This window comes from Candidatus Stoquefichus massiliensis AP9, from assembly GCF_000455285.1.
GTDB classification, from domain to species: domain Bacteria; phylum Bacillota_I; class Bacilli_A; order Erysipelotrichales; family Coprobacillaceae; genus Stoquefichus; species Stoquefichus massiliensis.
In genome coordinates this window covers 90,059-114,966 of sequence record NZ_HG005286.1, presented here as the reverse complement: position 1 = coordinate 114,966, position 24,908 = coordinate 90,059, and the positions used below count along the sequence as shown (strand labels likewise).

Annotated in this window: 26 protein-coding genes and 1 other RNA gene; 26 read left to right on the top strand and 1 reads right to left on the bottom strand. The window is 29.3% G+C overall.

Features of this window, described 5'->3' with window-relative positions; translation table 11 throughout:
* The 20 genes from rnr to BN350_RS04600 all read left to right on the top strand — a co-directional run.
* On the top strand, positions 1-2,208 hold a 2,208-nt coding region (rnr, locus tag BN350_RS04725), incomplete at its 5' end, for a ribonuclease R (RefSeq protein ID WP_028042552.1).
* Positions 2,209-2,225: 17 nt separating this feature from the next.
* Complete coding sequence (gene smpB / locus BN350_RS04720; protein ID WP_028042551.1) at positions 2,226-2,672, top strand: SsrA-binding protein SmpB; 447 nt, start codon at positions 2,226-2,228, stop codon at positions 2,670-2,672.
* A 1-nt stretch (position 2,673) separates the two neighbouring features.
* Positions 2,674-3,025, top strand: a transfer-messenger RNA (tmRNA) gene (gene ssrA, locus BN350_RS20195).
* Between the two features lie 244 nt (positions 3,026-3,269).
* Positions 3,270-3,827 (top strand): GNAT family N-acetyltransferase, encoded by a 558-nt coding sequence (locus BN350_RS04705; RefSeq protein WP_028042550.1) that lies wholly within the window; start codon positions 3,270-3,272, stop codon positions 3,825-3,827.
* 67 nt (positions 3,828-3,894) lie between these two features.
* Complete coding sequence (locus BN350_RS04700) at positions 3,895-4,542, top strand: alpha/beta fold hydrolase (protein ID WP_028042549.1); 648 nt, start codon at positions 3,895-3,897, stop codon at positions 4,540-4,542.
* A 410-nt stretch (positions 4,543-4,952) separates the two neighbouring features.
* Entirely contained in the window at positions 4,953-5,750 is a 798-nt protein-coding gene (locus BN350_RS18495) for a helix-turn-helix domain-containing protein (protein WP_049945513.1), read from the top strand.
* 642 nt (positions 5,751-6,392) lie between these two features.
* A complete protein-coding gene (locus tag BN350_RS18490; RefSeq protein WP_044600122.1) occupies positions 6,393-7,148 on the top strand; it encodes a Fic family protein in 756 nt (251 codons plus the stop codon).
* Positions 7,149-7,630: 482 nt separating this feature from the next.
* Positions 7,631-7,903 carry a hypothetical protein gene (locus BN350_RS04665; protein WP_028042547.1) on the top strand — a complete coding sequence of 91 codons (273 nt, stop codon included), beginning with the start codon at positions 7,631-7,633 and terminating at the stop codon, positions 7,901-7,903.
* Between the two features lie 40 nt (positions 7,904-7,943).
* Positions 7,944-9,194, top strand: a complete 1,251-nt coding sequence (locus tag BN350_RS18485; RefSeq protein WP_187117102.1) for a hypothetical protein — start codon at positions 7,944-7,946, stop codon at positions 9,192-9,194.
* A gap of 1 nt (position 9,195) precedes the next feature.
* Positions 9,196-9,705, top strand: coding sequence for a DUF2004 domain-containing protein (locus BN350_RS04655; protein WP_028042546.1), 510 nt, complete (start codon positions 9,196-9,198; stop codon positions 9,703-9,705).
* A gap of 27 nt (positions 9,706-9,732) precedes the next feature.
* Positions 9,733-10,098 (top strand): hypothetical protein, encoded by a 366-nt coding sequence (locus tag BN350_RS04650; protein WP_028042545.1) that lies wholly within the window; start codon positions 9,733-9,735, stop codon positions 10,096-10,098.
* The gene (locus BN350_RS04645) at positions 10,095-10,532 is read left to right on the top strand and encodes a hypothetical protein (protein WP_028042544.1); all 438 of its coding nucleotides are present in this window, start codon (positions 10,095-10,097) and stop codon (positions 10,530-10,532) included. The genes BN350_RS04650 and BN350_RS04645 overlap by 4 nt, the downstream gene beginning before the upstream one ends.
* 55 nt (positions 10,533-10,587) lie before the next feature.
* Positions 10,588-11,427 (top strand): MurR/RpiR family transcriptional regulator, encoded by an 840-nt coding sequence (locus tag BN350_RS04640; protein WP_028042543.1) that lies wholly within the window; start codon positions 10,588-10,590, stop codon positions 11,425-11,427.
* A gap of 264 nt (positions 11,428-11,691) precedes the next feature.
* Positions 11,692-12,165 carry a pyridoxamine 5'-phosphate oxidase family protein gene (locus tag BN350_RS04635; RefSeq protein WP_028042542.1) on the top strand — a complete coding sequence of 158 codons (474 nt, stop codon included), beginning with the start codon at positions 11,692-11,694 and terminating at the stop codon, positions 12,163-12,165.
* A 424-nt stretch (positions 12,166-12,589) separates the two neighbouring features.
* Positions 12,590-14,248 carry a glycoside hydrolase family 13 protein gene (locus BN350_RS04625; RefSeq protein ID WP_081652843.1) on the top strand — a complete coding sequence of 553 codons (1,659 nt, stop codon included), beginning with the start codon at positions 12,590-12,592 and terminating at the stop codon, positions 14,246-14,248.
* 182 nt (positions 14,249-14,430) lie between these two features.
* Positions 14,431-15,273: an AraC family transcriptional regulator gene (locus BN350_RS04620; RefSeq protein WP_028042540.1), complete on the top strand. Its 843-nt coding sequence runs from the start codon at positions 14,431-14,433 to the stop codon at positions 15,271-15,273.
* Positions 15,274-15,284: 11 nt separating this feature from the next.
* Positions 15,285-15,686, top strand: a complete 402-nt coding sequence (locus BN350_RS04615) for a polyketide cyclase (RefSeq protein ID WP_028042539.1) — start codon at positions 15,285-15,287, stop codon at positions 15,684-15,686.
* Positions 15,683-16,393, top strand: a complete 711-nt coding sequence (locus tag BN350_RS04610) for a DNA alkylation repair protein (RefSeq protein WP_028042538.1) — start codon at positions 15,683-15,685, stop codon at positions 16,391-16,393. Before BN350_RS04615 ends, BN350_RS04610 begins: the two co-directional genes overlap by 4 nt.
* Positions 16,394-16,590: 197 nt before the next feature.
* Complete coding sequence (locus BN350_RS04605; protein ID WP_028042537.1) at positions 16,591-17,529, top strand: AEC family transporter; 939 nt, start codon at positions 16,591-16,593, stop codon at positions 17,527-17,529.
* A gap of 274 nt (positions 17,530-17,803) precedes the next feature.
* On the top strand, positions 17,804-18,370 hold the full coding sequence (locus BN350_RS04600) for a flavin reductase family protein (protein WP_028042536.1): 567 nt from the start codon (positions 17,804-17,806) through the stop codon (positions 18,368-18,370).
* Here BN350_RS04600 and BN350_RS04595 read toward each other — a convergent pair.
* A complete protein-coding gene (locus BN350_RS04595) occupies positions 18,367-18,690 on the bottom strand; it encodes a winged helix-turn-helix transcriptional regulator (protein ID WP_028042535.1) in 324 nt (107 codons plus the stop codon). The genes BN350_RS04600 and BN350_RS04595 overlap by 4 nt on opposite strands.
* A gap of 166 nt (positions 18,691-18,856) precedes the next feature.
* Between BN350_RS04595 and BN350_RS04590 the strand changes: the two genes are divergently transcribed.
* From BN350_RS04590 to BN350_RS04565, 6 genes are all read left to right on the top strand, one after another.
* Entirely contained in the window at positions 18,857-19,465 is a 609-nt protein-coding gene (locus BN350_RS04590; protein ID WP_028042534.1) for a pyridoxamine 5'-phosphate oxidase family protein, read from the top strand.
* Between the two features lie 15 nt (positions 19,466-19,480).
* A complete protein-coding gene (locus tag BN350_RS04585) occupies positions 19,481-20,323 on the top strand; it encodes an SIR2 family NAD-dependent protein deacylase (protein ID WP_028042533.1) in 843 nt (280 codons plus the stop codon).
* Entirely contained in the window at positions 20,320-21,096 is a 777-nt protein-coding gene (locus tag BN350_RS04580; protein WP_028042532.1) for a protein-ADP-ribose hydrolase, read from the top strand. The genes BN350_RS04585 and BN350_RS04580 overlap by 4 nt, the downstream gene beginning before the upstream one ends.
* 235 nt (positions 21,097-21,331) lie before the next feature.
* On the top strand, positions 21,332-22,630 hold the full coding sequence (locus BN350_RS04575) for a PTS sugar transporter subunit IIC (protein ID WP_028042531.1): 1,299 nt from the start codon (positions 21,332-21,334) through the stop codon (positions 22,628-22,630).
* Entirely contained in the window at positions 22,614-24,026 is a 1,413-nt protein-coding gene (locus tag BN350_RS04570) for a 6-phospho-beta-glucosidase (RefSeq protein ID WP_028042530.1), read from the top strand. Before BN350_RS04575 ends, BN350_RS04570 begins: the two co-directional genes overlap by 17 nt.
* Positions 24,023-24,904: an ROK family protein gene (locus BN350_RS04565; protein WP_028042529.1), complete on the top strand. Its 882-nt coding sequence runs from the start codon at positions 24,023-24,025 to the stop codon at positions 24,902-24,904. The genes BN350_RS04570 and BN350_RS04565 overlap by 4 nt, the downstream gene beginning before the upstream one ends.
* Positions 24,905-24,908: the final 4 nt, after the last annotated feature.

The window sequence follows — 24,908 nt, the reverse complement described above, 5'->3', positions numbered from 1 at the left end:
ATGAAAGAGAAAATATTAGAACTATTGGAAGATCAAACTTATACAAGAAGAAAAATAAATGAATTAGCTGAATATTTTCATATGACTGGAACTCAAGATTATATTGCTTTCATTAAACTTATGAATGAGTTAGAAGATGAAGGAATAATAATGAGAAGTAAGTATAATGATTATTATTTAATTGAACAATTGCATTTTTATAGTGGAACATTAGAAATGAATAAAAAGGGATTTGGTTTTGTAAGAGTTTCTGAAGATCAGGAATTTTATATTAATGAATCTCATATGAAAGACGCTTTTGATAAAGATACTGTATTAATTGAAAAGATTCGTTCTCATGGAAATAAAGAAGAAGGACGTGTTGTGAAAGTTATTAAGCGTGGAAAGATGCGTTATGTTGGTGAAGTCAAACGTGGTAAAAGAGACTATTTTGTAAAAGTTGATGATGCTAAGTTTGAAAAAATGATTTTAGTAGATAGTGCACATATGCATGGAGCTATGCCAGGTCATAAAGTTGTTGTTGAAATCAAGACTTTTAAACCTCAATTAAAGGGAGATATCATTAAGGTTATCGGGCATCATAATGATCCTGGGGTTGATATCTTATCAATTGTACATGCACATGATGTAGATATTGATTTTCCTGAAGCTGTCTATGACCAGGTGGAGAAGATTGCTGATGAGATTGATCCTAGTGATATTGTTAATCGTGTTGATTTAAGAAATGAAATGATTGTTACAATTGATGGGGATGATGCTAAGGATTTAGATGATGCTATTTCTTTAAAGAAATTAAAAAATGGACATTATCAATTAGGAGTTCATATTGCTGATGTATCATTTTATGTAACAGAAAGTTCGCCTCTAGATAAAGAAGCAATCAAAAGAGGGACATCTATTTATTTAGTTGATAGAGTCATTCCAATGTTACCACATAAGTTATCTAATGGAATATGTTCATTAAATCCGAATGTTGATCGTTATACAATAAGCTGTATAATGGAAATTGATAAGAATGGTCAAGTCATGAGTCATGAAATCATTCCGTCTGTTATACATTCTTCTTATCGAATGACGTATAATAATGTTAATAAGATCCTTGATGGTGATAAAGATTTACAAAGAGAGTATGGAGAAGTTGTTCCTATGTTTTTCTTAATGCAGGAATTAGCTGATATTTTAAGAAAACAGAGATTTGAAAGAGGAGCTATTGATTTTGATGTTGATGAAGCGAAAGTTCTTGTTGATGATAAGGGAAAACCAACTGATGTTGTTTTAAGAACAAGAGGAATTTCTGATAAGATTATTGAAGAGTTTATGTTAAAAGCTAATGAAACGGTTGCTCAACATTTTAAATGGATGGAATTACCATTTATTTATCGTGTTCATGAACATCCTAAATTAAAGAAACTACAACAATTTGCTGCTATTGTAAAACCATTAGGTTATACAATAAAAGGATCATTAGATCATGTTTATCCTAATGAATTAAATGCTATTATAGAAGCATCTAAAGGAACAGAAGAACATACAGTTATTTCTACGTTATTATTAAGATGTATGCAAAAAGCAAGATATGATAGACAATGTTTAGGTCATTTTGGTTTAGCAGATGAGTATTATACACATTTCACATCACCAATACGTCGTTATCCCGATTTATTAGTTCATAGATGTATTAGAACTTTCTTATTTCAACATGATATAGAAAAGACTGCTCATTTTGAAGAAGTTATACCTGAACTTGCTGAGCAATCATCCTTTAGAGAAAGAGAATCTATTCAAATTGAAAGAGAAGTAGATGATATGAAGATGGCTGAATATATGGAGGGTCATATAGGTGAGGAATTTGAAGGTATTATTTCTTCTATTACACAATTTGGATTCTTTGTAGAATTACCTAATACAATTGATGGATTAGTTCATATTACAGATCTTACTGATGATTTTTATCATTATGATGAAAAGAATATTATGCTGGTTGGGGAAAGAACTGGTAAGACATTTAAATTATCTAATAAAGTGAAAGTAAAGGTTATTGGGGCGAACAAAAAAGAAAGAACCGTTGATTTTGAGTTGGTTGGAATGAAACCTAGAGTAAAAAAACCAAAAACAATTCACTTAAACGACAAAAAAGTAAAGACAAATCGAAAGAAAAAAGGTAAAATAAATAAGCCAAGAAGTTTTGCAAGAAAAAAGAGAAGATAGCAAGGGGGTTGATATGCATGAAGATTGTTTCACAAAATAAGAAAGCTTACCATGATTTCTTTATATTAGATACTTATGAAGCTGGAATTGAACTGAAGGGTACAGAAATTAAATCTGTTCGTAAAGGAAGTGTGAACTTAAAGGATTCATTTATTCGAATTAAGAATGATGAAGCTTATATAGAAAACATGCATATTGCACCTTATGAACAAGGGAATCGTTTTAATCACGAACCTCTTCGTACAAGAAAACTGTTACTTCATAAAAAACAAATTAAGAAGTTACAAAAAGAAATTAAGGAACAAGGATTAACAATTGTACCTACAAAACTGTATTTCAATACAGCAAAACTTAAAGTAGAAATTGCATTGGCAAAAGGTAAGAAGTTATATGATAAACGTCAAGATCTTAAAGAAAAAGATTCTAAACGTGACATTGAAAGAGCATTGAAAAATGCTTACTAATGGGGGCGTCTTGGATTCGACAGGGGTCAGTTTGAATGGAGTTGCAGCCGTAGGCATACGTTACATGTACAAACAAATATCTGGAAACAGACAAACAAACTACGCTTTCGCATAGTCGACATAGACTTGAGAGCTGCCACTATTTAGCGTGCCTATAGTTAGATAACTGGTAACATAACCAATGGGATAAGGATATATGGAGTCTGGACGTATATCACGAAAATTTACAGAATCGCTAAGTGAAAGACTGCTTGTGGATCGTAGCTTAGTTAAATCCATTCCACAAGATAAGCTGTAGACGCTTCATATGGGACGGCTTTTGGACGCGGGTTCGATTCCCGCCGCCTCCACCAAATAAAAGTGCCAAGTTGGATGTCATCGAAAAAAAGCCGATAAATAAAGGCTTATTCGATGATTTGTCCAACTTTTTTATTTACTCCTTCACCGTGGATGTCATCTAGATTTTATGAAAAAAGAGCTATTTTTGGGTGCTGAAATTCAAAAAACTGTGCCAAGTTGGATGTCACAATGGTATCTATGTTTTGAAAATTATGCTATGATGGATATAGTTGAAAATCAGAATTTAAGGAGGTTAAGATGACAAAGTTATTTGAGATATTTCCATATTTGGAAAATGATAAAGTGATTATAAAAAAAATGGAATTAAATGATGTTGAAGCGTTGTCAGAGATTAGCAATAATGACAATGTATATAGGTTTATACCTCCATTTCTATATAAGAAAAGTAATAAAGTATTAGAGACTGCAATCAAAAATTTGGGTGAAAGGGATTTTGAAAAGAAAAAGCAAATAATTGCAGGCATCTATTTAAAGGACAATCCTAATAGACTAGTGGGTTTAGCAGAAATGTTCGACTACAAAAAAAGAGAAAACAGAATAACAATAGGTTATAGAGTGAACGAAGATTATTGGAATAAGAGAATCGCATCGAATACTCTAAAACTAATGGTGGAATATTTAGTGAATGAAATTGGGATTACAACACTTAATGCATTTGTTATGCCAGAAAATTTACATTCATCAAAAATATTATTAAACAATGGTTTTGTCAAAGAGGATTATACTTTACAAGAAAAGAATTGGGGTGGTCAAGAGATTGTATCGGTTGATGTATACACATACAGAAAGATGTAGATAAATTCCAGTTTATCGGCTTTAAACATGAGTAATAAAAATTAGAATTTGTAGGAGGAAATGAATTATGAGATTGATGATACTGTATGGTGTTAATTGCACGAAAGACATATGGAATGCTATAGACCCTTATCTAAAAGAATTTGAAATTGATTATGTGGAGTACCCGCATGAAGTAACACTACACGCAAAAAAAGTTGATGATATTACTGAATGGGTTTATAAAAACTATGGTCATCACTATTATGATGCAATTATAGGACATAGTCTTGGAGGAATCATTGCATTGCAATTAACTGCAAAATATAAAATAAAAGTCGATAAAATAATCTATTTGGATACAAATTTGAAGCCTGCTAATGAATTTTATAGAAATTTAATGACACAAAAAAACATGGATAAATATGGAAACAGTATTCTTCAAATGTTTAGTAAAGAAAGGGAATTTTATACTGCTGAATTATTGAAGTCAATTCAAGTTGATTTTGATTATAGCACTTTAGTCAATGAAGTTACACAGGATATTTATGCGATTTATGGTGACCGTGGTATGTCGGAATATCCAGCAAAGATACAGGATTTAAATTTATCTGCACAGGTTTTAAATCATCTCAATATATTGTTTATTCATGATTCTTGTCATATGATTATGGTTGAGAATCCTAAACAATTATCAAAACTTATGAAAGGTATACTACTAAATTCCAGTTTATAGGATCGTGTAGAGATTCATAAAAATTAGAATTTGTGGAGGTAATAAAATGGAAGATATTATTATCATTTGTTTAGTTGGAGTAATTATTTTTGCTGTTATAATATGTTTGGTAATTGCAACGGTACAGAGTAAACATAATTTTAAATGTAGAAATTGTGGTAAATAATTTCACCCAAAATGGACGCAAATGATTTTTGAAGTACATTCAATGAAGGAACATAAAATAAAATGCCAATATTGCGGGGTTAAAGATTATTGTACAGACGAGGGAAAAATCAGAAGATAAATTTCAGTTTGTCAAACTGGAAAATTAGAATTTGGTTAACAAAATTATATTAAAAGTTCAAATAACTCTTGAACGTATCGTTACGGTATAGTGTTAAATGAAGTTAGAAAGAGAGGTAACGATAATGAAAACTCACGAATTAGAAAAGTTATTAGGTATTAACAAAAGAACTTTAATTTATTATGAGGAAGAAGGTTTCATTCATCCACTAAGAGAAGAAAACAACTTTAGAAACTATCAACAAGAAGATATTGATAAAGTAAGGTTAATTATGTTACTGAGAAACATGGAAATATCTATTGATGAGATAAAACTAATATTTAATGGTGATTTGTCAATACGTCAAGCATTAGAAACTAAGAAGAAATATATTCAGAAGTCTAAAGAAAGATTAGATAATATTGAAAAAGATATTAAAAATTATCTTAAGAGGTACAAAGTAAATATTGTATTTGATCTTGATGATAGTAATGAATCATCATATCAAACTTTGAATATTATAAATAAGCAATTTCTATTTAATGATATTGTTATAGAATTTGATGATGTTGTTAGTATTTCTTTATCAATGTGTAGTTCTATGGGAGAAAACGGATTAATTTTCCATATTCTACAGTATTATGTTGATTTAGATATTACAACAAATAATGATATATATTCATTTCAAATTATGAATAATTCTTCGATTACAAATATGTTGGATATTTTAAAAGATAATAATTTAAAATTGATAGATGAATTAAACTTATATGATATATATCATAAATATTCAGATCCAGTTAGCTTAAGGAATTACATAAATAGAAATTTTAAATCTTGGGCGAAAAAATATAATTTAGATAATCCAAGGGACAATCCTCTAAGTATTAGAAAAGAGAACTTGATGAATCCACTAAACGAATTTAAGAATAGAAGGAAATAGGATTAGAGAAATTCCATTGTATTAATCTAGAAAATACTGGTTTGTAGAAACTATTAAAGGAATATTACTAAATTCTTGTTTATCTATAATTTTAGAAAATGGATATGTTAACTCTAACTGATTAGATACACAAGACTCGCCGTTTAATTGTTTTCAGTAGATAATAGTTTTGAAATTAACATGCTAGAAAGAAAATATGAATTAAGAACATTCATGTCACATGATATTAATGAAAAAGACTTAATGGAGTGTGTGTATTCAATATGGTCAATTATGCATAAAAAGAGTTTAATATAACTGTGCCTGAATTCACAGATATGTTTACAGCAATACTATTATGCATCTTTGCTAAGGAAGAAGATGTAAAGAGAATAGTTAATACAATGAAAACAAAAACTAATTGACAGGGAGGGAGAATAGAATGAAGATGCTAAGTGTATATCTCAATACAAGAAATAAAAAGGTAACTTATGGTATTGTCATAACAGAAATAATAGGAATTTATTGAGGAAATGGAAAAACAAGAAGAAATTCGCAGTTTTAAAAAATCAGAGTAGAAAACACTAAGCGTTGAATAAAGCAAATACTAATTATTATTAAATAATGGTATAATAGATAGCGATAAAAGGTGGTGAATAAAGAATGATTATTACATCTGAGGTATTGAAATTATTAAAGGATACTCCTAATTCAGCATATGAGAGTGTCAAAACTGAGTTTTTATATCATTCAAATAAGCTAGAGGGCAGTACCTTTACAAAGGAAAATCTAGAAAAATATCTTCAGGAAAATATTATTGAAGGAAGTCATAAGATAAATGATGTTTATGAAACAATCAATTCAACAAAACTCTTTGATTTTGTGGTAGATACCTTAGGAGAGCCTTTATCAAAAAGAATCATGCTTGAATTTCATCGCATGTTAAAAGATAAAACATTGGATTATGAAAGAGGCTTCTCTGGATGCTGGAAAAAAATTCCCAATATGATACCAGGTGTGGATTTGAAACTGGCACAGCCTTGGGAAGTAGAATCCAAGATAGATGAACTGCTCAAACAGTGGGAAGATTCAAATAAAACTATAGAAGATATTATAAAATTTCATGCAAAGTTTGAGAATATTCACCCCTATCAAGATGGAAACGGTCGCATAGGAAGATTTATTATGCTTAAACAGTGTATTGAAAATAATGTTGATCTGATCTTAATTGATGATCATTACTCAAAGGAGTATAAACAGGCACTATATATGGCACAGTCTCAAAATGATTATACAAAACTTACAGAAATTTTTAGACAAAGTCAGGAACTGCTAGATGAGAAATTTAAATTTCTAAAAGAAACAATAGATTATATCAACGAAAACGATATGGGAATGGAACATCATTCCATGTGCTAAATGAGATACTTATTAAAACTTTAATTGATAAGTATCTTTTATTTTTGCATGTTTGGGGCTGAATTTAAAGCGTGTGCGATTTTTTATAAATACTGGAGAACAATACCATTTTAAGAAGTGTCAAAACATATGGCAAAATATCTAGAAAATTATGCAACCAAAGTATATTTATTATTTTTTAAAGATTGAAATATATTGTTTTTATAATATCATATGATACTATAAAATTATAGAAAGATAAAAAATATATATGGAGTGGAGCTTATGAAAAATAAAAACAATGAACTCATAGATATTCAATTTTTTGTCGCAGTTATTATAGTTTTTGTATTCATAATGCTTATCATAAAATTTAGATTTATATCAGTATTCTTTCTTTTTCCAGTTATTATATTTGCTCTACATCTTATCAAGTGTGTAAAAACAAGAGATAAATATGAGGCATTAGACTACACAAAAAATATCTTATTAGATTAGGGATTGTGTTTATAATATTATCGATTGTTTCACAATCAGTATTTAAAACATTTGAGTTTTTAGCAGGTGCTAGGGGATATATAAAAACAGTTGTATTTCAATTATCAGATTATGAAGAAATAGATTTTATTAAAAGTTATGATCCATCAGTGTATAACAGTAGATATGAACTGCATAGAAGTATATACATTGTTAAAAAGTGTGATGAAAAACAATTGTTGTCCTATATTGATGATATGATTAATTTTCTATGTGAACCTCAGCAAATTATTTCTTAGTAGCAATTCATGATTTAGATTAAGAAGGAGAGAAATGTTTATGGGCGTTTGGAGTGCAGCTATTTTTGGGAGTGATACAGCTTGTGATTTAAAGGATAACTTCTTTAAAAGATACAATCAAGGTGAAGAACCACAAAGCATTAAAAATGATATACTTAAACAATTTGGAGAAGAAGAAAAGTGTGATGTGATATTTGCATTGGCAGATTGTATGTGGCAAGTTGGAGAGTTAGATAACCAGTTTCTTGATGAAGTGACATCTCTTGTATTAAATGGAGAAGACATTGCTCATGCAAAGTCATTAGATGCTGATGAACAATTTTTAAAACAAAGAGAGAAAATCACAAAAAAGTTTATAAAGAAGATAAGTGTTAAAAAAGCAAAGTCAACAAAAAGAGTTTCACCACCTGTTCCAGTTAAAAGTAAATACATAAATGGAACAGTTCTTGCATTTCAATATAGTGATCAAACATGGGGTGCTTTAATTGTCATTGGAGGAAAACATTTTGACAAAGAAACGTATTATACCTATATTCAAACATCACTTAGAATAAAGAATATACCATCAATGGAAGATATTTATTCATCATATATTATTGATAGAAGTTTTCATAACATGAATTATATTGCTGAAAGATCACCATCACTATATTATACATTTACAAATTGTATATTGGGATATCTTAAAGCAACAGGAACCAAGAGATTTGAAAAATATAATGATCAATTCTTTGAAATTGTTGGAAGATTATCAGATTGGGGTGATTGTTCTAGTGGGATATTTAGTCGCTTAGGATATGATAAATATAAAACATATGAAGAATTTCAAATAGAGTCTATAAAGGAATTAACAGAAAGGTATCAAGATAATCCAGAGGCTTATACGTCTATGAATATTAAAGAAATTGAAGAAGAAATGACATCACAAGATATCAATGTTATTATTGAAAAGTATAATATATGTCAGAAATATGATAAAATTATTCATTTTATCAAGCAATTACCATCATATCAGCAAATACCACAAATATTAAGGCAACTTGCTGCTGCTTATAATAATAAAGGAAATAAAGAAAGTTTATTAAAAGCAATTAATATTCTTGTCCCATTAAAAGACCAATTAAGTGACTATGAATATTGTTATACATTGGGATATAGTTATTTCTTTTTACCTGATTATATACAGGCACAAGCATTGCTTGAAAAAGCATTATCTTGTTGTGAGATTGATGAAAAAACAAGACAGATTAAAGAGATGTTAAAAGAAATTGAAAATAATAAAGGAGAATAAAATGTTTAAAATTAAAAGTCAAAAATATTCAAATATACTCTATGAACCAACAGAAGATATATGGTTTGATATTAACGAGGTAGGTACACCTTTTCGTTTTGATGTGACAGAAGAAATTACAAAAGATGAAGAAAAAATGAATAAGGTAGGATTTGTCTTAGATAATATAGACAATATCATTTCAAAAGTATTTGATTATCTTCACGAACAACTTCAAGATACTCAAAGTCAGTATTATTCAATCATTTCATACTTTTTAGAATTTCATTATAATGAATTTAAAGATGGCAGACTTGGAGAATTATTAGGGATCAAAGATGATAAAGATATATCAGTCAATGATATGCTAAAATACTTAAAATTAAATCGTTTAGGAAGTGACTTTGATGAAAAGTTTAATGATCAGATCTATATATTAGATTTTATGTATAATACAGATATGACGGATGAGATATTAGTTGTTTATTTAAATAGTCAAAGTGAAGTTATTGTTGTAACACATGAAAGTTAGTTTCTTGAATAAATAGGAGATATTCATATGTGGACATATACAGATATAATAAGAAAAGAATTTGAAATGAAAAAAGATTATGTAGAACAAATATTAATCGATTTTGGAGCAAGGCCTCTTAACATTTCTTTGCCTCATCAAGTGTCTTGTCATGGTAATGAGATTTCAGATACTATTGTATCTACAAGAACAGTTTATAAATATCAGAACCAATATTATCGTGTATGTGAAGTACTATTTCCTACTCAGCCATTTATTGTTATTGAATGGGCAGATGATATACAACAAGTCATGAACAATACAATGGAAGATACTGATCCATTTCCTTGGGACTTGTCAGATGAAGATATGACGCAAGAGATTATAAACTTGTTAAAGGATGATTACATATGATATTATCAAAAGGAATTACTGGTTTTTATGAAGATGATAATGATATGCAAGCTATAGAACCAAAACTATTTAAAAAAATCTGTTATGAATTTATTCAAGAATACCCAGCAACCATTTTATCCATTGATACTTCACTTATAAATAAGAATTTCTATGTTTCTGAACTTTTACTTGATGATAAAAGTGTTTATTTACTTATGAATGCATATTATACTTATTTTGCATTTGCTTCTTCAATAAATGATAATATAACTTTTATTAATATCTCAAATATGAATAAAAGCGTATTAATGAAGTACGGATGGTTAAATAAAAATCAACTCAATGAAAGTTATCATGATATTTTGAACTTATTAAGTCCGATAGAACTTGAACAAATTAATTATTGGAAACCACAAACGATAGGAGAAATTATATATAATTATTGGGATTGATTAGAGCGATAAAATAAAAATCTAAGTCAATATTTAAAAAGGAAGTGATAGAGATATGAGTAATATTTTTGAAAGATTAAAAGAAAATAATCATTTAAATGCTAACGAAGAGATTATTGTTGAGTATTTGATTAATCATCTTGATGAGATACCTTATATATCTTCTGGAGAATTTGCAAGAAGGACATATACAAGTTCTACATCAATTATAAGATTTATCAAAAAATTAAAATATAAATCATATACTGATTTTAGGTTACATATTGTTTCAGATTTGAAAAATATGAAAAACCCAATACCCTCTATCCAATCTAACGAAGATATGATTACACTTGTCAATAAAATATCTGAAATAGAAACAAGTATTATACAAAAAACAAAAGAAACAATTTCTATAGAAACATTATATAAAGTCATGATATTAATTAATCAATACCAATATATTGATATTATTGCAACTGATACTAATTCTACTATAGCAGAATATGCAAGCCATTTATTATGGAGTGTTGGAAAAATAGCAACTGTTTATCATAATAACAATAAACAATTGCTTTTAGGCTTAAATATACCCAAAGATCATATCGTTATATTGATTAGTAAAAGTGGAAAAAATCCTTATATTATTAATACTGCAAAAACATTAAAAGAAAGAGGAATCAAAACAATTGCTTTAACATCATCATTAGATGAAGGTTTAGCAAAACTATGTCTTTATTCTTTATATGGTTTATCAGAAACTTCATCAGAGAAGTTAAAAGATGCTGTCTTTTTTATATCAATCAATTGTATCATTCACTTAATCTATGCAATTCTTTTTTCACAAAATTATGAAAGTACATTAGAATTAGAAAAACTATATATAGAACTTTTTAATAAAAATCAAAAGATATAATGTAGTATTACTACATTATAAGTATTAAAATAAAATGTTTTTTGTAGTAATGAGCCAATATGCTTTAAACATATTGTCTTTTTAAAAGGAATAAGTTATCTTGTAAGTAAATCAAGAAGAATTTATATGTTGACTTAGCAGAATGACAGACAGAGAAAAATTTTCTAAATGATACTGATGATTTTACTAGCAAAATAAATCTTCTGATTAGTATGAACACGTTATTGTAATAAATAAAAAAGAAAATAAGAGGAGGAAAGAAAGATGAGAAGAAAGGATAGAGAAATAACTGATTTTAATGAAATGATTGAAATTATAAAAAAATGTGATGTTTGTAGAATTGCATTAAATGATGAAGGATTTCCATATATCGTCCCATTAAATTTTGGATTAGATGTACAAGGAGATCAAGTTTATTTATATTTCCATTGTGCAACAGCAGGGAAGAAATTAGATTTGATTAAAAAAGATAATCGTGCAACATTTGAAATGGATTGTGATCATAACTTCATTTTATATGAAGAAAGAATGAGCTGTACAATGGGATATGCGAGTGTTATTGGACATGGTCTCATTGAGGAGGTTGCTGATGAGGATAAATATGATGCATTAAAGATATTAATGCGACAATATCATGCTGAAGATTTCAAATTTAATACTGATATGATTAAAGTGACAACAGTATTAAGAATGAAAGTCACTGATATGATTGGAAAGAGAAGAAATAATATTCATTAAATGATAGCAGGTATGAAAATATCTGCTTTTATTAAATATATTTAATTGTTTTCTATGTAATACTTTATTTCTTCAACACTATTCTTATTGGCGATCATATTCGCTATATGAACATTTTGTCCTTAATGATGTTGATGATAGGGAAAATTATTGTTGTTGAGACCTAGTGAATATTTGAAAAGGACATCATTCTTAAAATCTGTGACTTGTTTGTTCTTGCTCATATAAAAACCCTCCTACTTCTATATACGCAAAAAATTTCTATTTTTAATTTTTTGAAAAAAGTTCGTATGATAATAACAATAAGTGGAATACAATATTAAATTATGTTTTCATATATAACCAGATATGAGAAATAGAACAATAAAATTTCATTGTAAGTTTTCTATATATCATGTATTCTAAAAGTAGAAAGAGGTGGATTATGAAAGTTTGGTGGAAGGAAAGTGTTATTTATCAGATTTATCCAAGGAGTTTTTGTGATAGTAACGATGATGGAATAGGAGATATTCAAGGGATTATTTCAAAGTTAGATTATTTAAAAGATTTAGGAATAGATATTATTTGGCTATCACCTGTATACCAATCTCCTAATGTTGATAATGGCTATGATATCAGTGATTATCAAGCAATATCAAAGGATTTTGGAACAATGGATGATTTTGAGATGTTATTGAAGGAAGCTCATAATAGGAATATAAAAATTGTTATGGATTTAGTTGTTAATCATACTTCTGATGAGCATCAATGGTTTATAGAGAGTCATCAAACTCAAGATAATCCATATCGTGACTATTATATTTGGAAAGAGGGTAAAAATGGCAAAGAGCCTAATAATTGGGCATCTGTATTTTCAGGATCAGCATGGCAATATGATGAAACAACGGATATGTATTATTTGCATCTTTATTCATCAAAACAACCTGATTTAAATTGGGAAAATGAAATTTTACGTGAAGAAATTTATAAAATGATGAGATGGTGGTTAGATAAAGGCATTGATGGTTTTAGAATGGATGTTATTAATAAAATAAGTAAAGTACAAACATTTGAAGATGTATTACCACAATCTCAACAATATATGCGTCCATCAAAATATGTAAGTAATGGACCTCGTATTCATGAATTTTTAAAAGAAATGAATCAAAAAGCTTTATCTTCATATGATGTGATGACTGTTGGTGAGATTACAGCCTGTTCGATTGAACAGGCTAAACAATATACAGGTGATTATGAAAATGAATTAAACATGTTATTTCAATTTGAACATATGGATGTAGATTTAGGTGAATATGGGAAATGGACACCTATACCATTAAATTTAGTTCAATTAAAAAAAGTACTTACAAAATGGCAATATGGGTTAGCTGATTATGGATGGAATAGTTTATTTTGGGATAATCATGATCAACCTCGTGCTGTCTCAAGATTTGGAAACACTGAAAAATATTGGGCTGATTCTGCTAAAATGTTAGCAACTGCACTTCATTTTCTTAAAGGAACACCCTATATTTATCAAGGTGAAGAACTTGGTATGACGAATTATCCTTTTCAATCATTAGATGATTGCCAAGATGTCGAAGTATTCAATGCTTATAAAGAACTTGTTCAAGAGAAGAAAGTCTTAACTCATGAACAAATGATGAAAGGTATATGTGCAAATAGTCGTGATAATGCAAGAACGCCTATGCAATGGAACAATGAAGAAAATGCAGGATTTACTCAAGGAACTCCATGGATGAAAATAAATCCTAACTATAAAACAATTAATGCAAAATCACAAATCAATAATCAAGATTCTATTTATTCATATTTCAAGAAATTAATTGAATTAAGACATCAAATGCCTATTATTGTTTATGGAAAATATACTCTATTAGAAGAGGAACATCCTGATTTATATATTTATACAAGAGAATATCAAGATAAGAAATTATTAATTATTACTAATTTTTCTGAAAATGAATATGATTATGCATTACATGAATATAGTGATGGAAAGTTATTGATTTCAAACCATCATATTGATATACAGAAAACTATTCATATTGCACCTTATGGAGCATATGTTATTCAAAAATAAGTATAATTTATAACAATAGCCAAAGAACAAGTTACTGACTAGATTTAGCACAATAAATCAATAAAATAATGAAATTGTTCCTTTTCGTAGTCTAATGAGAGTTGATAAACAACTCTCTTTTATGTATGATAAAAAGAGAGGAAAAGTAAACTGAATAAGAATAAAATAAAGGGAGAAGCTATATGGAATGGATAGAACGTTTGAATAAAGTAATTGAATATATTGAAGAACATCTAACTGAAAAGATTAATTATGATCAATTAGCACAAATAGCTGATTGTCCTACATACCATTTTCAAAAAACATTCCTATATATGACAAATATGTCATTAAATGAATATATCCGAAAACGTCGTATGTCTTTAGCAGCAGTAGATTTGCAAACAAGTCAAACTAAAATTATTGATATTGCATTGAAATATGGTTATGAATCACCAACAGCTTTTAATCGAGCTTTTCAATCGGTTCATGGTTATGCACCTTCTTTAGTTAGAAAAGGCAATTGTTCTTTAAAATCTTACCCAACAGTTAAGTTTACATTTTCAATAGAAGGAAATGAAGCATTAAATTATAAAATTCTTAAAAAGGAGAGTTTTCGTATTATAGGAAAAAGTTATCCTTTAAGTAAAGAACTTACAGAGAATTTTAAGCATATTCCATCAAGATGGGATGAATCGCTTGCTGATGGAACATTGGTTCAATTAAGTCAACTTATGGATCAAGACCCCTATGCATTACTGGGAGTAAGTATTCATTATCTCGATGATTGGCGTTATATGATTGCGGTTAAATCTGAAAAGATTAATAATGCTTTTGATGATTATCTTATTCCAGCAACAACTTGGGCTGTTTTCTCAGGTCAGGGGAGTAATACAAGTTTGCAGGAGTTAGAAAGACGTGTCATCATCGAGTGGCTACCCACGTCTGGTTATCAATATGCAAATATTCCAGATATAGAAGTTTATATTAAAGCTGATCCTAACGCTGCTATTTATGAATATTGGCTTCCAGTTATAAAAAAATAAGGAGAAAAAAGATGAGTATTTCAAATATCAAAGTAGAATTACAATGTGATATAAAAAAAGTATGGGAGACAATAACTTCATTAGAAAACTATACATGGCGTAGTGATATTAGTAAAATTGAAATTGCAGAAGCAGATAAAAGATTCATAGAGTATACAAAAGATGGATATCCAACACAATTTATAATAACAGCATTTATTCCATACCAAAGATATGAATTTGATATGGAAAATGAAAATATGAGTGGACATTGGACGGGTTTGCTAAGTGAATCTGATGGAATAGTGACAATAGATTTTACTGAAAATGTTAAAGCTAAGAAACTTTACATGAAACCATTTGTAAAAGCATATTTAAAAAAGCAACAATCCTTATATATCAAAGATTTAAAGAAAGCATTAAATCTCATATGAACTGTCAAGAAATTATAGAACAGTTATATGAATTATCATCTGAAAAATATAAGGTAAACGTTGTGAAAATGGGGATTCCTGAATCTTGTAGTATTGGTGTTTCTTCTCATGACTTAAAAAAACTAGCAAGAAAGATTGGAAAATCTAATTGTTTAGCTGATGAATTATGGAATACAGAGTATCATGAAGCTAAACTACTAGCTGTTTTCATATATGATTATCACATAATGACTTATCAGAAAATTGAATCACTCATATTTACAGTAGATTCATGGGATTTATGTAACTTTCTTTGTAAGAACTTAATTATTAAGGTTAAAGGATATGAAAACTTTATATCTCATTGGGTAAAATCAGAAAAAACATATGTAAAACGGGCAGGTTTTGTATTGATAGGGAGTCATATCATTTATGATTCAAATATTTCTGAAAAAACTATGATTAACTATTTATCCTATATTATTGAATATTCAAATGATTCTCGCATCTATGTAAAAAAAGCAATTGTCTATGCACTTAAAGAAATAGGGAAAAAAGATTTCTATTATAATGAAAAAGCTATTCTTGTTTCATATGAATTGATTCAATCTTCCAATAAAGATCAACAATGGGTAGGAAGAAATGCATTAAAAGAATTAGAAAATTTGGTTGCGGCAAAAGGACGAACAAGATTAATTTCACGGAAATCAAAGATGGGAAAGGAATAACAAGCATAACAAAGATTATATTATAAAGGTGGAATGATGAAAGCATCTCTTTTCTTGAATATGTAAGACTAATTATAAAATCATGTTATTAGAAAGTTCTCATGTACATCATGTATATGAGAACTTTTCTATACATTATAGAAATAATAGAAAATTTGTAGTATATTAATAGTTAATTGAAATAAAGAGGGGATATTATGGATAGTTTAATATTTAGTTTAAATGCAACAGTTCCTGTGTTTTTGTTGATGATATTAGGAATTGTCTTAAAGAAGATAGGTTGGATTAGTGAAACATTTGCATCACAAATGAATAAATTTGTTTTTCTTGTGCCACTACCTGTTTTATTATTTCAAGATTTGGCAACTGTAGATTTTGCAAAAGCATGGAATTTTAAATTTGTTACATTTTGTTTTCTTGTAACAGTTTTAAGTATACTGATTGTTGTATTGATTTCATCCTTACTTAAGGAAAAAAGTTTGAGGGGAGAGTTTATACAGGCATCTTACCGCAGTAGTGCTGCTTTATTAGGTGTTGCATTAATTCAAAACATTTATGGTCATTCTGTTATGGGACCATTAATGATTATCGGAAGTGTACCTTTATATAACATTATGGCAGTGACTGTTTTATCATACTATCAGCCAAATAGAGATACACAAAATATATTAAAAACAACTTTTAAGGGTATTATAACAAACCCAATTATAATAGGTATTGTTATTGGATTAGTCTGGTCAATATTAAAACTACCAATGCCAGCTATTTTATCAAAAACAGTTTCTAATGTTAGTGCTTTAGCAACACCCATGGGATTGATCGCTATGGGTGCAAGTTTTGATATAAAAAAAGCATTAGGAAAAATGAAGCCTGCTTTTATTGCCACGTTTATTAAATTATTTGGATTCTGTATAATTTTCTTGCCAATCGCTATTATGTTAGGGTTTCAAAATGAAGAGTTAGTTGCAATATTAATTATGTTAGGTTCAGCCACAACAGTCACTTGTTTTGTAATGGCAAAGAATATGGGGTATGCAGGTGTATTAAGTGCTAATGTTGTCATGTTAACAACATTATTAAGTGGTTTCTCAATCACTTTTTGGTTATATATTTTAAAAGTTTTTGAATGGATATAATTGTTTGATTTGTTTGACTAAAATCGTATCTAGGGACATGTGGAAATGAGATATTCATAACTCATATTTTTGAATAAAGTCAATTAATAGAATAGTAATGTTCTTAGTGAATGAGTACTGTAAAAGGTTGTGAAGAAGTAGACGTTGTTAAAAATCTTCATCCGATTTTATAATCTTTGGATTATGAGTCTGACAACTAGGATAAAACTCATTTTATATGTTATTAAGCGTAATATGAAGGAAATATATAAATAGAAAAGGAGATGTTTATTATATGAGAAAAAATTTTGGAGCAAAACCATTTGTATACCCACAACCAGTATTTATTATTGCAAGTTATGATGAAGATGGTGTTGCTGATGCTATGAATGCTGCTTGGGGGTGTATTGCAGATTATAAAAAGATTGCCCTTTATCTTGCAAGTAATCATAAAACAATGAAAAATATTCTTAGTCAAAAAGCATTTACTGTAAGTATAGCTGATGTATCACATGTTGTAGAAGCAGATTATGTTGGACTTGTTTCAGGAAATGATGTACCTGATAAACTTACAAAAGCAAATCTACATACTATGAAAAGTGAGGTTGTCAATGCACCTATTATTGAAGAATTTCCAATGACATTAGAATGCCAATTCATAAGTTATGATCCAGATAGCGAATTATTAATTGGAGAGATTGTCAATGTATGTGCAGATGAAAGAATTTTAAATGAAAAGGGTCAAATTGACCCTATGAAATTACAACCGATTATCTTTGATCCAGTTCATAATGATTACTTATCGATTGGTGAAAAAGTAGGAAATGCATTTCAAGATGGATTACATCTCAAAAAGCCTTAATCAGCTTTTTTTATTTTCTTGAAGTTTTCACCCCAAACAAACATAGAATCAAGAATAGGCTTTAAACTATAACCTAATTCTGTTAATGAATATTCGACTCTAGGCGGAACTTCTGGAAAAACTTCTCTATGAACTAAACCTTGTTTTTCCATTGCGCGTAATTGTGAAGTTAATACTTTTTGTGAAATAGAACCTATAGATTTCTTTAGTTCACCAAATCTCATTGTTCCAGATAGCAAATCTCTAATAATCAATACTTTCCACTTATCACCTATTAATAATAATGTAGTCTCAACAGGACACGCTGGTAAATCTTGCATATGATATCCCTCCTTGTATCTAATAGTAATTAAGTATATTTTATATACTATACGATAGAAAGTCAATTACTCGTTACTTTGAAGTTCCTATACCACTTTGAAGTGCGTACTTTTCTTTTGTATTGTTTGGTAGTATAACTAAGGTATAGGAAGATAGGTGAAATTTATGAATAAAAGTGGATGTTTAAAATTATTAAGACAAATTAAAGATGTTTCTATAGCAACGATCAATGAAAATGGTCATCCAAGAGTACGTATTATTGATGTTATGTATGTGGATTCAAAGAAATTAGTTTTTTGTACGGCTAGAGGTAAAGAGTTTTATAGAGAGTTAATTATAAATCCATATATTGCTATTACGGGATTAACACAAAACTATGAAATGATAAGATTACATGGTTTTGTTGAAAAGTTAAATCATCAAAAAGAATGGATTGACCGTATTTTTATAGATAATCCTTCTATGCAGAGTGTTTATCCTCAAGAAAGTCGTTATATTTTAGAAGCATTTTGTATAGAAAAGGGTGAGTTGGAATATTTTGATTTAAGTCAAAATCCTATTTGTCGTATGTATTTTTCATTGGGAGAAGAGAAAGAAATCAAAAGAGGATATGTGATTGGTAAAGAATGTATAAAATGTGGAAAGTGTCAAAGGATATGTCCTCAACAATGTATTTACAAAGATCAAGTTTATACTATACAGCAAGTTCATTGTTTACATTGTGGATTGTGTTATGAAGATTGCCCTGTAAATGCTATTCACAAGATGATTTAAAAGAAGGGTTAGATTATGAATAAAGATGTTATGAAAAGAGTAATTCGAGAAATTAAAGAATGCGATGTTATAGTGATTGGAGCGGGATCCGGAATATCAACATCAGCAGGATTGACTTATTCAGGTGAAAGATTTCAAAAATATTTCTCTGATTTTATTAATAAATATCATTTTAGTGATATGTATTCAGCAGGCTTTTATCCTTATGAAACCTTAGAAGAATTCTGGGCATATTGGAGTCGATACATTTACTATAATCGTTATATTCAAGCCCCTAAAGATACATATTATCTGTTATATCAATTAATTAAAGATAAGGATTACTTTGTTCTTACAACAAATGTAGATCATCAATTTCAAAAAGCAGGTTTTGATAAAAAGAGATTATTTTATACACAAGGTGATTATGGATTATGGCAGTGTTCAAAGCCTTGTCATCAAAAAACATATGATAATGAAGACATAGTTAAATTAATGGTCTCACAACAGAGTCATATGAAAATACCTACATCATTAATTCCTTATTGTCCTCAATGTGGCTTACCAATGCAGATGAATCTTCGTAGTGATGAAACTTTTGTTCAAGATGAAGGTTGGTATCAAGCTCAATTAAGATATGAAACATTTATCAATAAGCATCAAAATCATCATATTGTTTATTTAGAACTAGGTGTAGGTAATAATACACCAGTTATTATTAAATATCCTTTTTGGTATTATACTCAAAATAATAAGAAAGCAAGTTATATTTGTATTAATAATTATGATATAGATTGTCCTTTAGAAATCAGAGATCAATCACTCTTAATTAAAGAAGATATTCATGAGGTTCTTCAAAAGATAGGAGAAAATTTATGAACCAAAGAGAACGATTAAAATATCTTGTAGAATACTTACTCAAAGAAAAGACTATTAATATCGATATACCGGCAACTGACGATGAACTTTTTTCACTTTATCGCTCTTTAGTGAATATACGAGAAGCAGCACCTATTTCAAAGGAGTTTATTGAAATTGAAGGTTTGATGTTAGAAGAAGAAACAAATAAAAAAGGGATTGTTGAATTAGATAAATCTCAACGAATAATTGTTTGGAAAGGAGATATAACAAGATTAAAAGTAGATGTTATTGTGAATGCTGCCAATAATAGGATGGAGGGTTGTTTTATACCAGAACATCATTGTATTGATAATGCGATACATACCTATGCCGGTATAGAACTAAGAAATGAGTGTCATCAAATCATGACAAGACAAGGATTTTTAGAACCAGTGGGTAAAGCAAAAATAACCAAAGCTTATCATTTACCCTCACGTTACATACTGCATACAGTAGGTCCTATAATTAAAGATATTATTACAACTAAAGATGAAATTCTATTAGCATCATGTTATGAAAGTTGTTTAAGATTAGCAGAAGATCATCATCTTTCATCAATCGCCTTTTGTTGTATATCTACAGGTGTCTATCATTTTCCGCCTAAAAGGGCTGCAGAAATTGCTGTGAAAACAATTCAAAAATATTTACAACATTCAAATATCAAACAAGTTATTTTTAATGTTTTTAGTGATCAAGATGAAGAAATATATCATCAAATATTAAGTCATGAAATTAAAATTGAACAGAAATGAGGATATGATGAAATATCCTCATTTTTGCATGGTGTGTCAGGCATGACATATATCTAGCCAGTGAAAGTTTACCACAAACTGTTGATAGTGATGTCGTGAGTGAAGAAGTGGTAAAGTAATCTATAAAAATTATAAAAAACCTATAAAATCTATAAAATATAAATGTGTGAATTTATATAATATGGTTGTCGATAAATAAGAAATACGTATTTCAACAATTATTTGAGGAGGACATATGGAAAAGTTAGAAAAGTTTTTACAAAAGTTTATTGGTCCTATAGCTGAAAAGATGAGTAACAATGATGTTATTCAGTCAGTTGCAGAAGGTTTTATGAGAACTGGACCTGTTACATTTGGTGTTTGTATCTTTGTTATTTTGGGGAATTTACCTATTGATGGTTATTCTGATTGGCTAACAAGTGTTGGTTTAAAGGCTCATTTTGATGCAATATCAAATGCGAGTTTAAATGTTTTAGCATTATATATTTCGTTTACTGTTGCTTATGCTTTTGCAAAAAGAAAAGGAGATAATCCTTTATCTTGTGCAGTTTTATCAGTATTAAGTTTCTTATTAATTATTCCACAAACTGTTGCAGGAGCAGAGGGAGATATCGCTGCTTTTAATGTTACTTATTTAAGTGGTACAGGTATTTTGGTGGCTTTAATATTTGCAATTATTGTCGGATATATGTTTCATTTCTTATCAAGAAAAGGATTAAAGTTTAAGATGCCTGAAGGTGTTCCACCTATGGTGAGTGAATCATTTGAGCCTATTTTTGTATCAATGATTATTGTAGCAGTTGTTTTTGCTATAAGAGTTGGATTTGGTTATACACCTTATGGGAATTTTCTCAATTTCTTTGATCAAACAATAGGGGCATTTATTATTAAGATTGGTTTATCATTACCAACAATCTTCTTATTGTACTTTGCAGCTAACTTATTATGGTTCTTTGGTATTCATCCAAATACTGTATATAGTGCCTTTGTTCCTTTACAAATGACATTAGTTTTAACAAATATTGCTGATGCACAGGCAGGAAGACCATTAACTTATTTAACTTTAACTTTAGTTTCCATGTTTGCATCATTTGGAGGTAATGGTAATACAATTGGTTTGTGTTTATCTATGTTTACTGCTAAGAGTGAAAGATATAAAAAGATGTTAAAATTAGCTTTTATTCCTAACCTATTTAATATTAATGAACCATTAATATTTGGTATGCCAGTTATGTTAAATCCTATTTTCTTTATTCCTATGGTTTTCTGTAATGTAGTAATGGGATTGTTGGGCTTACTTGCTACACAAATCTTTACATTTACTTATAATCCAGCAATGTCATTATTGCCATGGACAACACCGTTCTTTGTCAAAGCATTTATGGCAGGAGGAATTTCACTACTTATTATGGTTCTACTTTTATTAGTAGTTAATACATTGATGTATTATCCATTCTTTAGAATTGCTGATAAGAAAGCATATGAAGAAGAACAGTTAGCAAAGGCTGGTGAATCTCTTGAGTCAGTTGGATAAAGATTTTTTATGGGGTGGAGCCATTGCAGCAAACCAGGCAGAAGGCGCATATTTAGAAGGTGGAAAAGGTTTATCTCTAATGGATGTTGCGACTGCTGGAAAAAAGGGAGTATCTCGTCATATTACAGATGGTATTCAAGATGATGTTTACTATCCTAATCATGAAGGCATTGATTTCTACCACCAATATAAAGAAGATTTAGCTCTATTTGAGGAAATGGGATTTAAATGTTTTAGAACATCAATTGCATGGACAAGAATCTTTCCTCATGGAGATGAAGATGAACCTAATGAAGAAGGTTTAAAATACTATGATGATTTATTTGATGAAATGATCAAAAGAGGAATGGAACCAGTTGTAACGATTTCTCACTATGAAATGCCTTTATATTTAGCGCAAAAATATGGAGGGTGGGCGAATCGTCAACTAATTGATTTCTACTTAAACTTCTGCGAAGTGATTTTTAAAAGATATAAAGGCAAAGTCAAATACTGGATGACATTTAATGAAATTAATTCTGTTGTTTTTATGCCAGAAATTGCTGGTGTCTTAGATCGTACTCAAGATGATTTTAAACAAAGAAGTTACCAGGCTGCTCATCACCAGTTTTTAGCAAGTGCCAAGGCAGTACAATTAGGCCATGCAATTGATCCCGAGAATAAAATTGGATGTATGGTTTTAACACTTGTGAAATATCCATTAACTGCAAAACCAGAAGATGTTTTATTGGCAGAAGAGAAAATGCGTTATGGAACATTTGCTTTTACTGATATTCAAGTAAGAGGACATTATCCACGTTATATCCAAAAGTATGTAGAGAGACAGGGAATTAAAGTTGATATAAAACCTGGTGATTTAGAAGAAATGAAAAAAGGTTGTGTCGATTATATTGGATTCTCATATTATTCATCATCAGCTGCAACAACAGATCCTCATGTAGAAACAACAGGTGGAAATCTTGTCTCTGGTGTGAAAAATCCTTATTTACCAACAAGTGAATGGGGATGGCAAATTGATGCTAAAGGATTACGTTATATTTTAAATCGTTTCTATGAACGTTATGAAATTCCCATGTTTATTGTCGAAAATGGTTTGGGTTATAATGACCAGATTGATGAAAATGGTTATGTTAAAGATGATTATCGTATTGAGTATCTGAGACAACATATCATAGAAATGAAAAAAGCAGTGCTAGAAGATGGTGTTGAATTAATAGGTTATACACCATGGGGATGTATTGATTTGGTTTCAGCAGGAACTGGTGAAATGAGTAAACGTTATGGTTTCATTTATGTAGATCGTGATGATTTAGGAAATGGATCATTAAAAAGAAGCAAGAAGAAATCTTTTGACTGGTATAAACAAGTGATTGCAAGCCAAGGTGAGGATTTATGAGAATAGCGGTATTTGATGTTGGCGGAACTTTCATCAAGCACTCATTGATGATTGATGATGTGATGACCTCCCAAGGGAAAGTTCCAACACCACGTGATACACAGGAAAATTTCTTAAAGACAATTGAAAAGAAACTTCAAGGAATGGGAGAGGTAGAAGGTATTGCCTTCTCCTTACCTGGTGTCATAGATGTTAAATCTAAATATATTCATGCAGGGGGTAGCTTAACTTATAATAATCATACAGATGTCAAAGAGTGGGAAAAAAGATTTCAATTACCTATTGAGATAGAAAATGATGCAAGATGTGCAGCTATTGCAGAAATGGTATCAGGAAATATGCGAGGTATAAAACAGGGACTTGTATTGACATTTGGAACTGGTGTTGGCGGTGGTATTATTATGAATGGTGAAATTTATAAAGGACGTCATTTGATTGCCGGTGAAGTCAGTGTTATCTTCAGTAAGAATCCTAAAACCTATCATTCTCAAGGATTATTTGGAGCTATTGGTAGTGTCAATAATTTAGTAGAAAAAATAGCAATAGCTAAAAACAGTCATATACGTGATGGGAAAGAAGTGTTTAGTTGGATTGCTGATGGTGATGAGATAAGTCAGAAAATCTTCAAGGATTATTGCGATGAAGTCGTTTTAGAACTTCATAATATCCAGTGTCTATTAGATCCAGAACGTATTTGTATAGGCGGAGGTATCAGTGAAAATCCATTGTTTATTGAAGGACTACAAAAAGCATCGGATGAATTTTATAAAGGATTACCTATTGCTTTTCCACATGCAGAACTTGTGAAATGTCAATATTGCAATGATGCCAATATGCTAGGTGCTTATTATCATTATAAAAACAACGATGAAAGATAACCCT

Excerpts from the sequence above, each read along its gene's own strand:
- BN350_RS04590 (WP_028042534.1), top strand. The coding sequence starts at position 18,857 with ATGAATAAAAGTGGATGTTTAAAATTATTAAGACAAATTAAAGATGTT.
- BN350_RS04610 (WP_028042538.1), top strand. The coding sequence starts at position 15,683 with ATGAACTGTCAAGAAATTATAGAACAGTTATATGAATTATCATCTGAA.
- BN350_RS04595 (WP_028042535.1), bottom strand. The coding sequence starts at position 18,690 with ATGCAAGATTTACCAGCGTGTCCTGTTGAGACTACATTATTATTAATA.
- BN350_RS04600 (WP_028042536.1), top strand. The coding sequence starts at position 17,804 with ATGAGAAAAAATTTTGGAGCAAAACCATTTGTATACCCACAACCAGTA.
- BN350_RS18490 (WP_044600122.1), top strand. The coding sequence starts at position 6,393 with ATGATTATTACATCTGAGGTATTGAAATTATTAAAGGATACTCCTAAT.
- BN350_RS18495 (WP_049945513.1), top strand. The coding sequence starts at position 4,953 with ATGAAAACTCACGAATTAGAAAAGTTATTAGGTATTAACAAAAGAACT.
- BN350_RS04605 (WP_028042537.1), top strand. The coding sequence starts at position 16,591 with ATGGATAGTTTAATATTTAGTTTAAATGCAACAGTTCCTGTGTTTTTG.
- BN350_RS04565 (WP_028042529.1), top strand. The coding sequence starts at position 24,023 with ATGAGAATAGCGGTATTTGATGTTGGCGGAACTTTCATCAAGCACTCA.
- BN350_RS04575 (WP_028042531.1), top strand. The coding sequence starts at position 21,332 with ATGGAAAAGTTAGAAAAGTTTTTACAAAAGTTTATTGGTCCTATAGCT.
- BN350_RS04585 (WP_028042533.1), top strand. The coding sequence starts at position 19,481 with ATGAATAAAGATGTTATGAAAAGAGTAATTCGAGAAATTAAAGAATGC.
- BN350_RS04635 (WP_028042542.1), top strand. The coding sequence starts at position 11,692 with ATGAGAAGAAAGGATAGAGAAATAACTGATTTTAATGAAATGATTGAA.
- BN350_RS04580 (WP_028042532.1), top strand. The coding sequence starts at position 20,320 with ATGAACCAAAGAGAACGATTAAAATATCTTGTAGAATACTTACTCAAA.
- BN350_RS04640 (WP_028042543.1), top strand. The coding sequence starts at position 10,588 with ATGAGTAATATTTTTGAAAGATTAAAAGAAAATAATCATTTAAATGCT.
- BN350_RS04705 (WP_028042550.1), top strand. The coding sequence starts at position 3,270 with ATGACAAAGTTATTTGAGATATTTCCATATTTGGAAAATGATAAAGTG.
- BN350_RS04620 (WP_028042540.1), top strand. The coding sequence starts at position 14,431 with ATGGAATGGATAGAACGTTTGAATAAAGTAATTGAATATATTGAAGAA.
- smpB (WP_028042551.1), top strand. The coding sequence starts at position 2,226 with ATGAAGATTGTTTCACAAAATAAGAAAGCTTACCATGATTTCTTTATA.
- BN350_RS04655 (WP_028042546.1), top strand. The coding sequence starts at position 9,196 with ATGTTTAAAATTAAAAGTCAAAAATATTCAAATATACTCTATGAACCA.
- BN350_RS04625 (WP_081652843.1), top strand. The coding sequence starts at position 12,590 with ATGAAAGTTTGGTGGAAGGAAAGTGTTATTTATCAGATTTATCCAAGG.
- BN350_RS18485 (WP_187117102.1), top strand. The coding sequence starts at position 7,944 with ATGGGCGTTTGGAGTGCAGCTATTTTTGGGAGTGATACAGCTTGTGAT.
- BN350_RS04700 (WP_028042549.1), top strand. The coding sequence starts at position 3,895 with ATGAGATTGATGATACTGTATGGTGTTAATTGCACGAAAGACATATGG.
- BN350_RS04615 (WP_028042539.1), top strand. The coding sequence starts at position 15,285 with ATGAGTATTTCAAATATCAAAGTAGAATTACAATGTGATATAAAAAAA.
- BN350_RS04650 (WP_028042545.1), top strand. The coding sequence starts at position 9,733 with ATGTGGACATATACAGATATAATAAGAAAAGAATTTGAAATGAAAAAA.
- BN350_RS04645 (WP_028042544.1), top strand. The coding sequence starts at position 10,095 with ATGATATTATCAAAAGGAATTACTGGTTTTTATGAAGATGATAATGAT.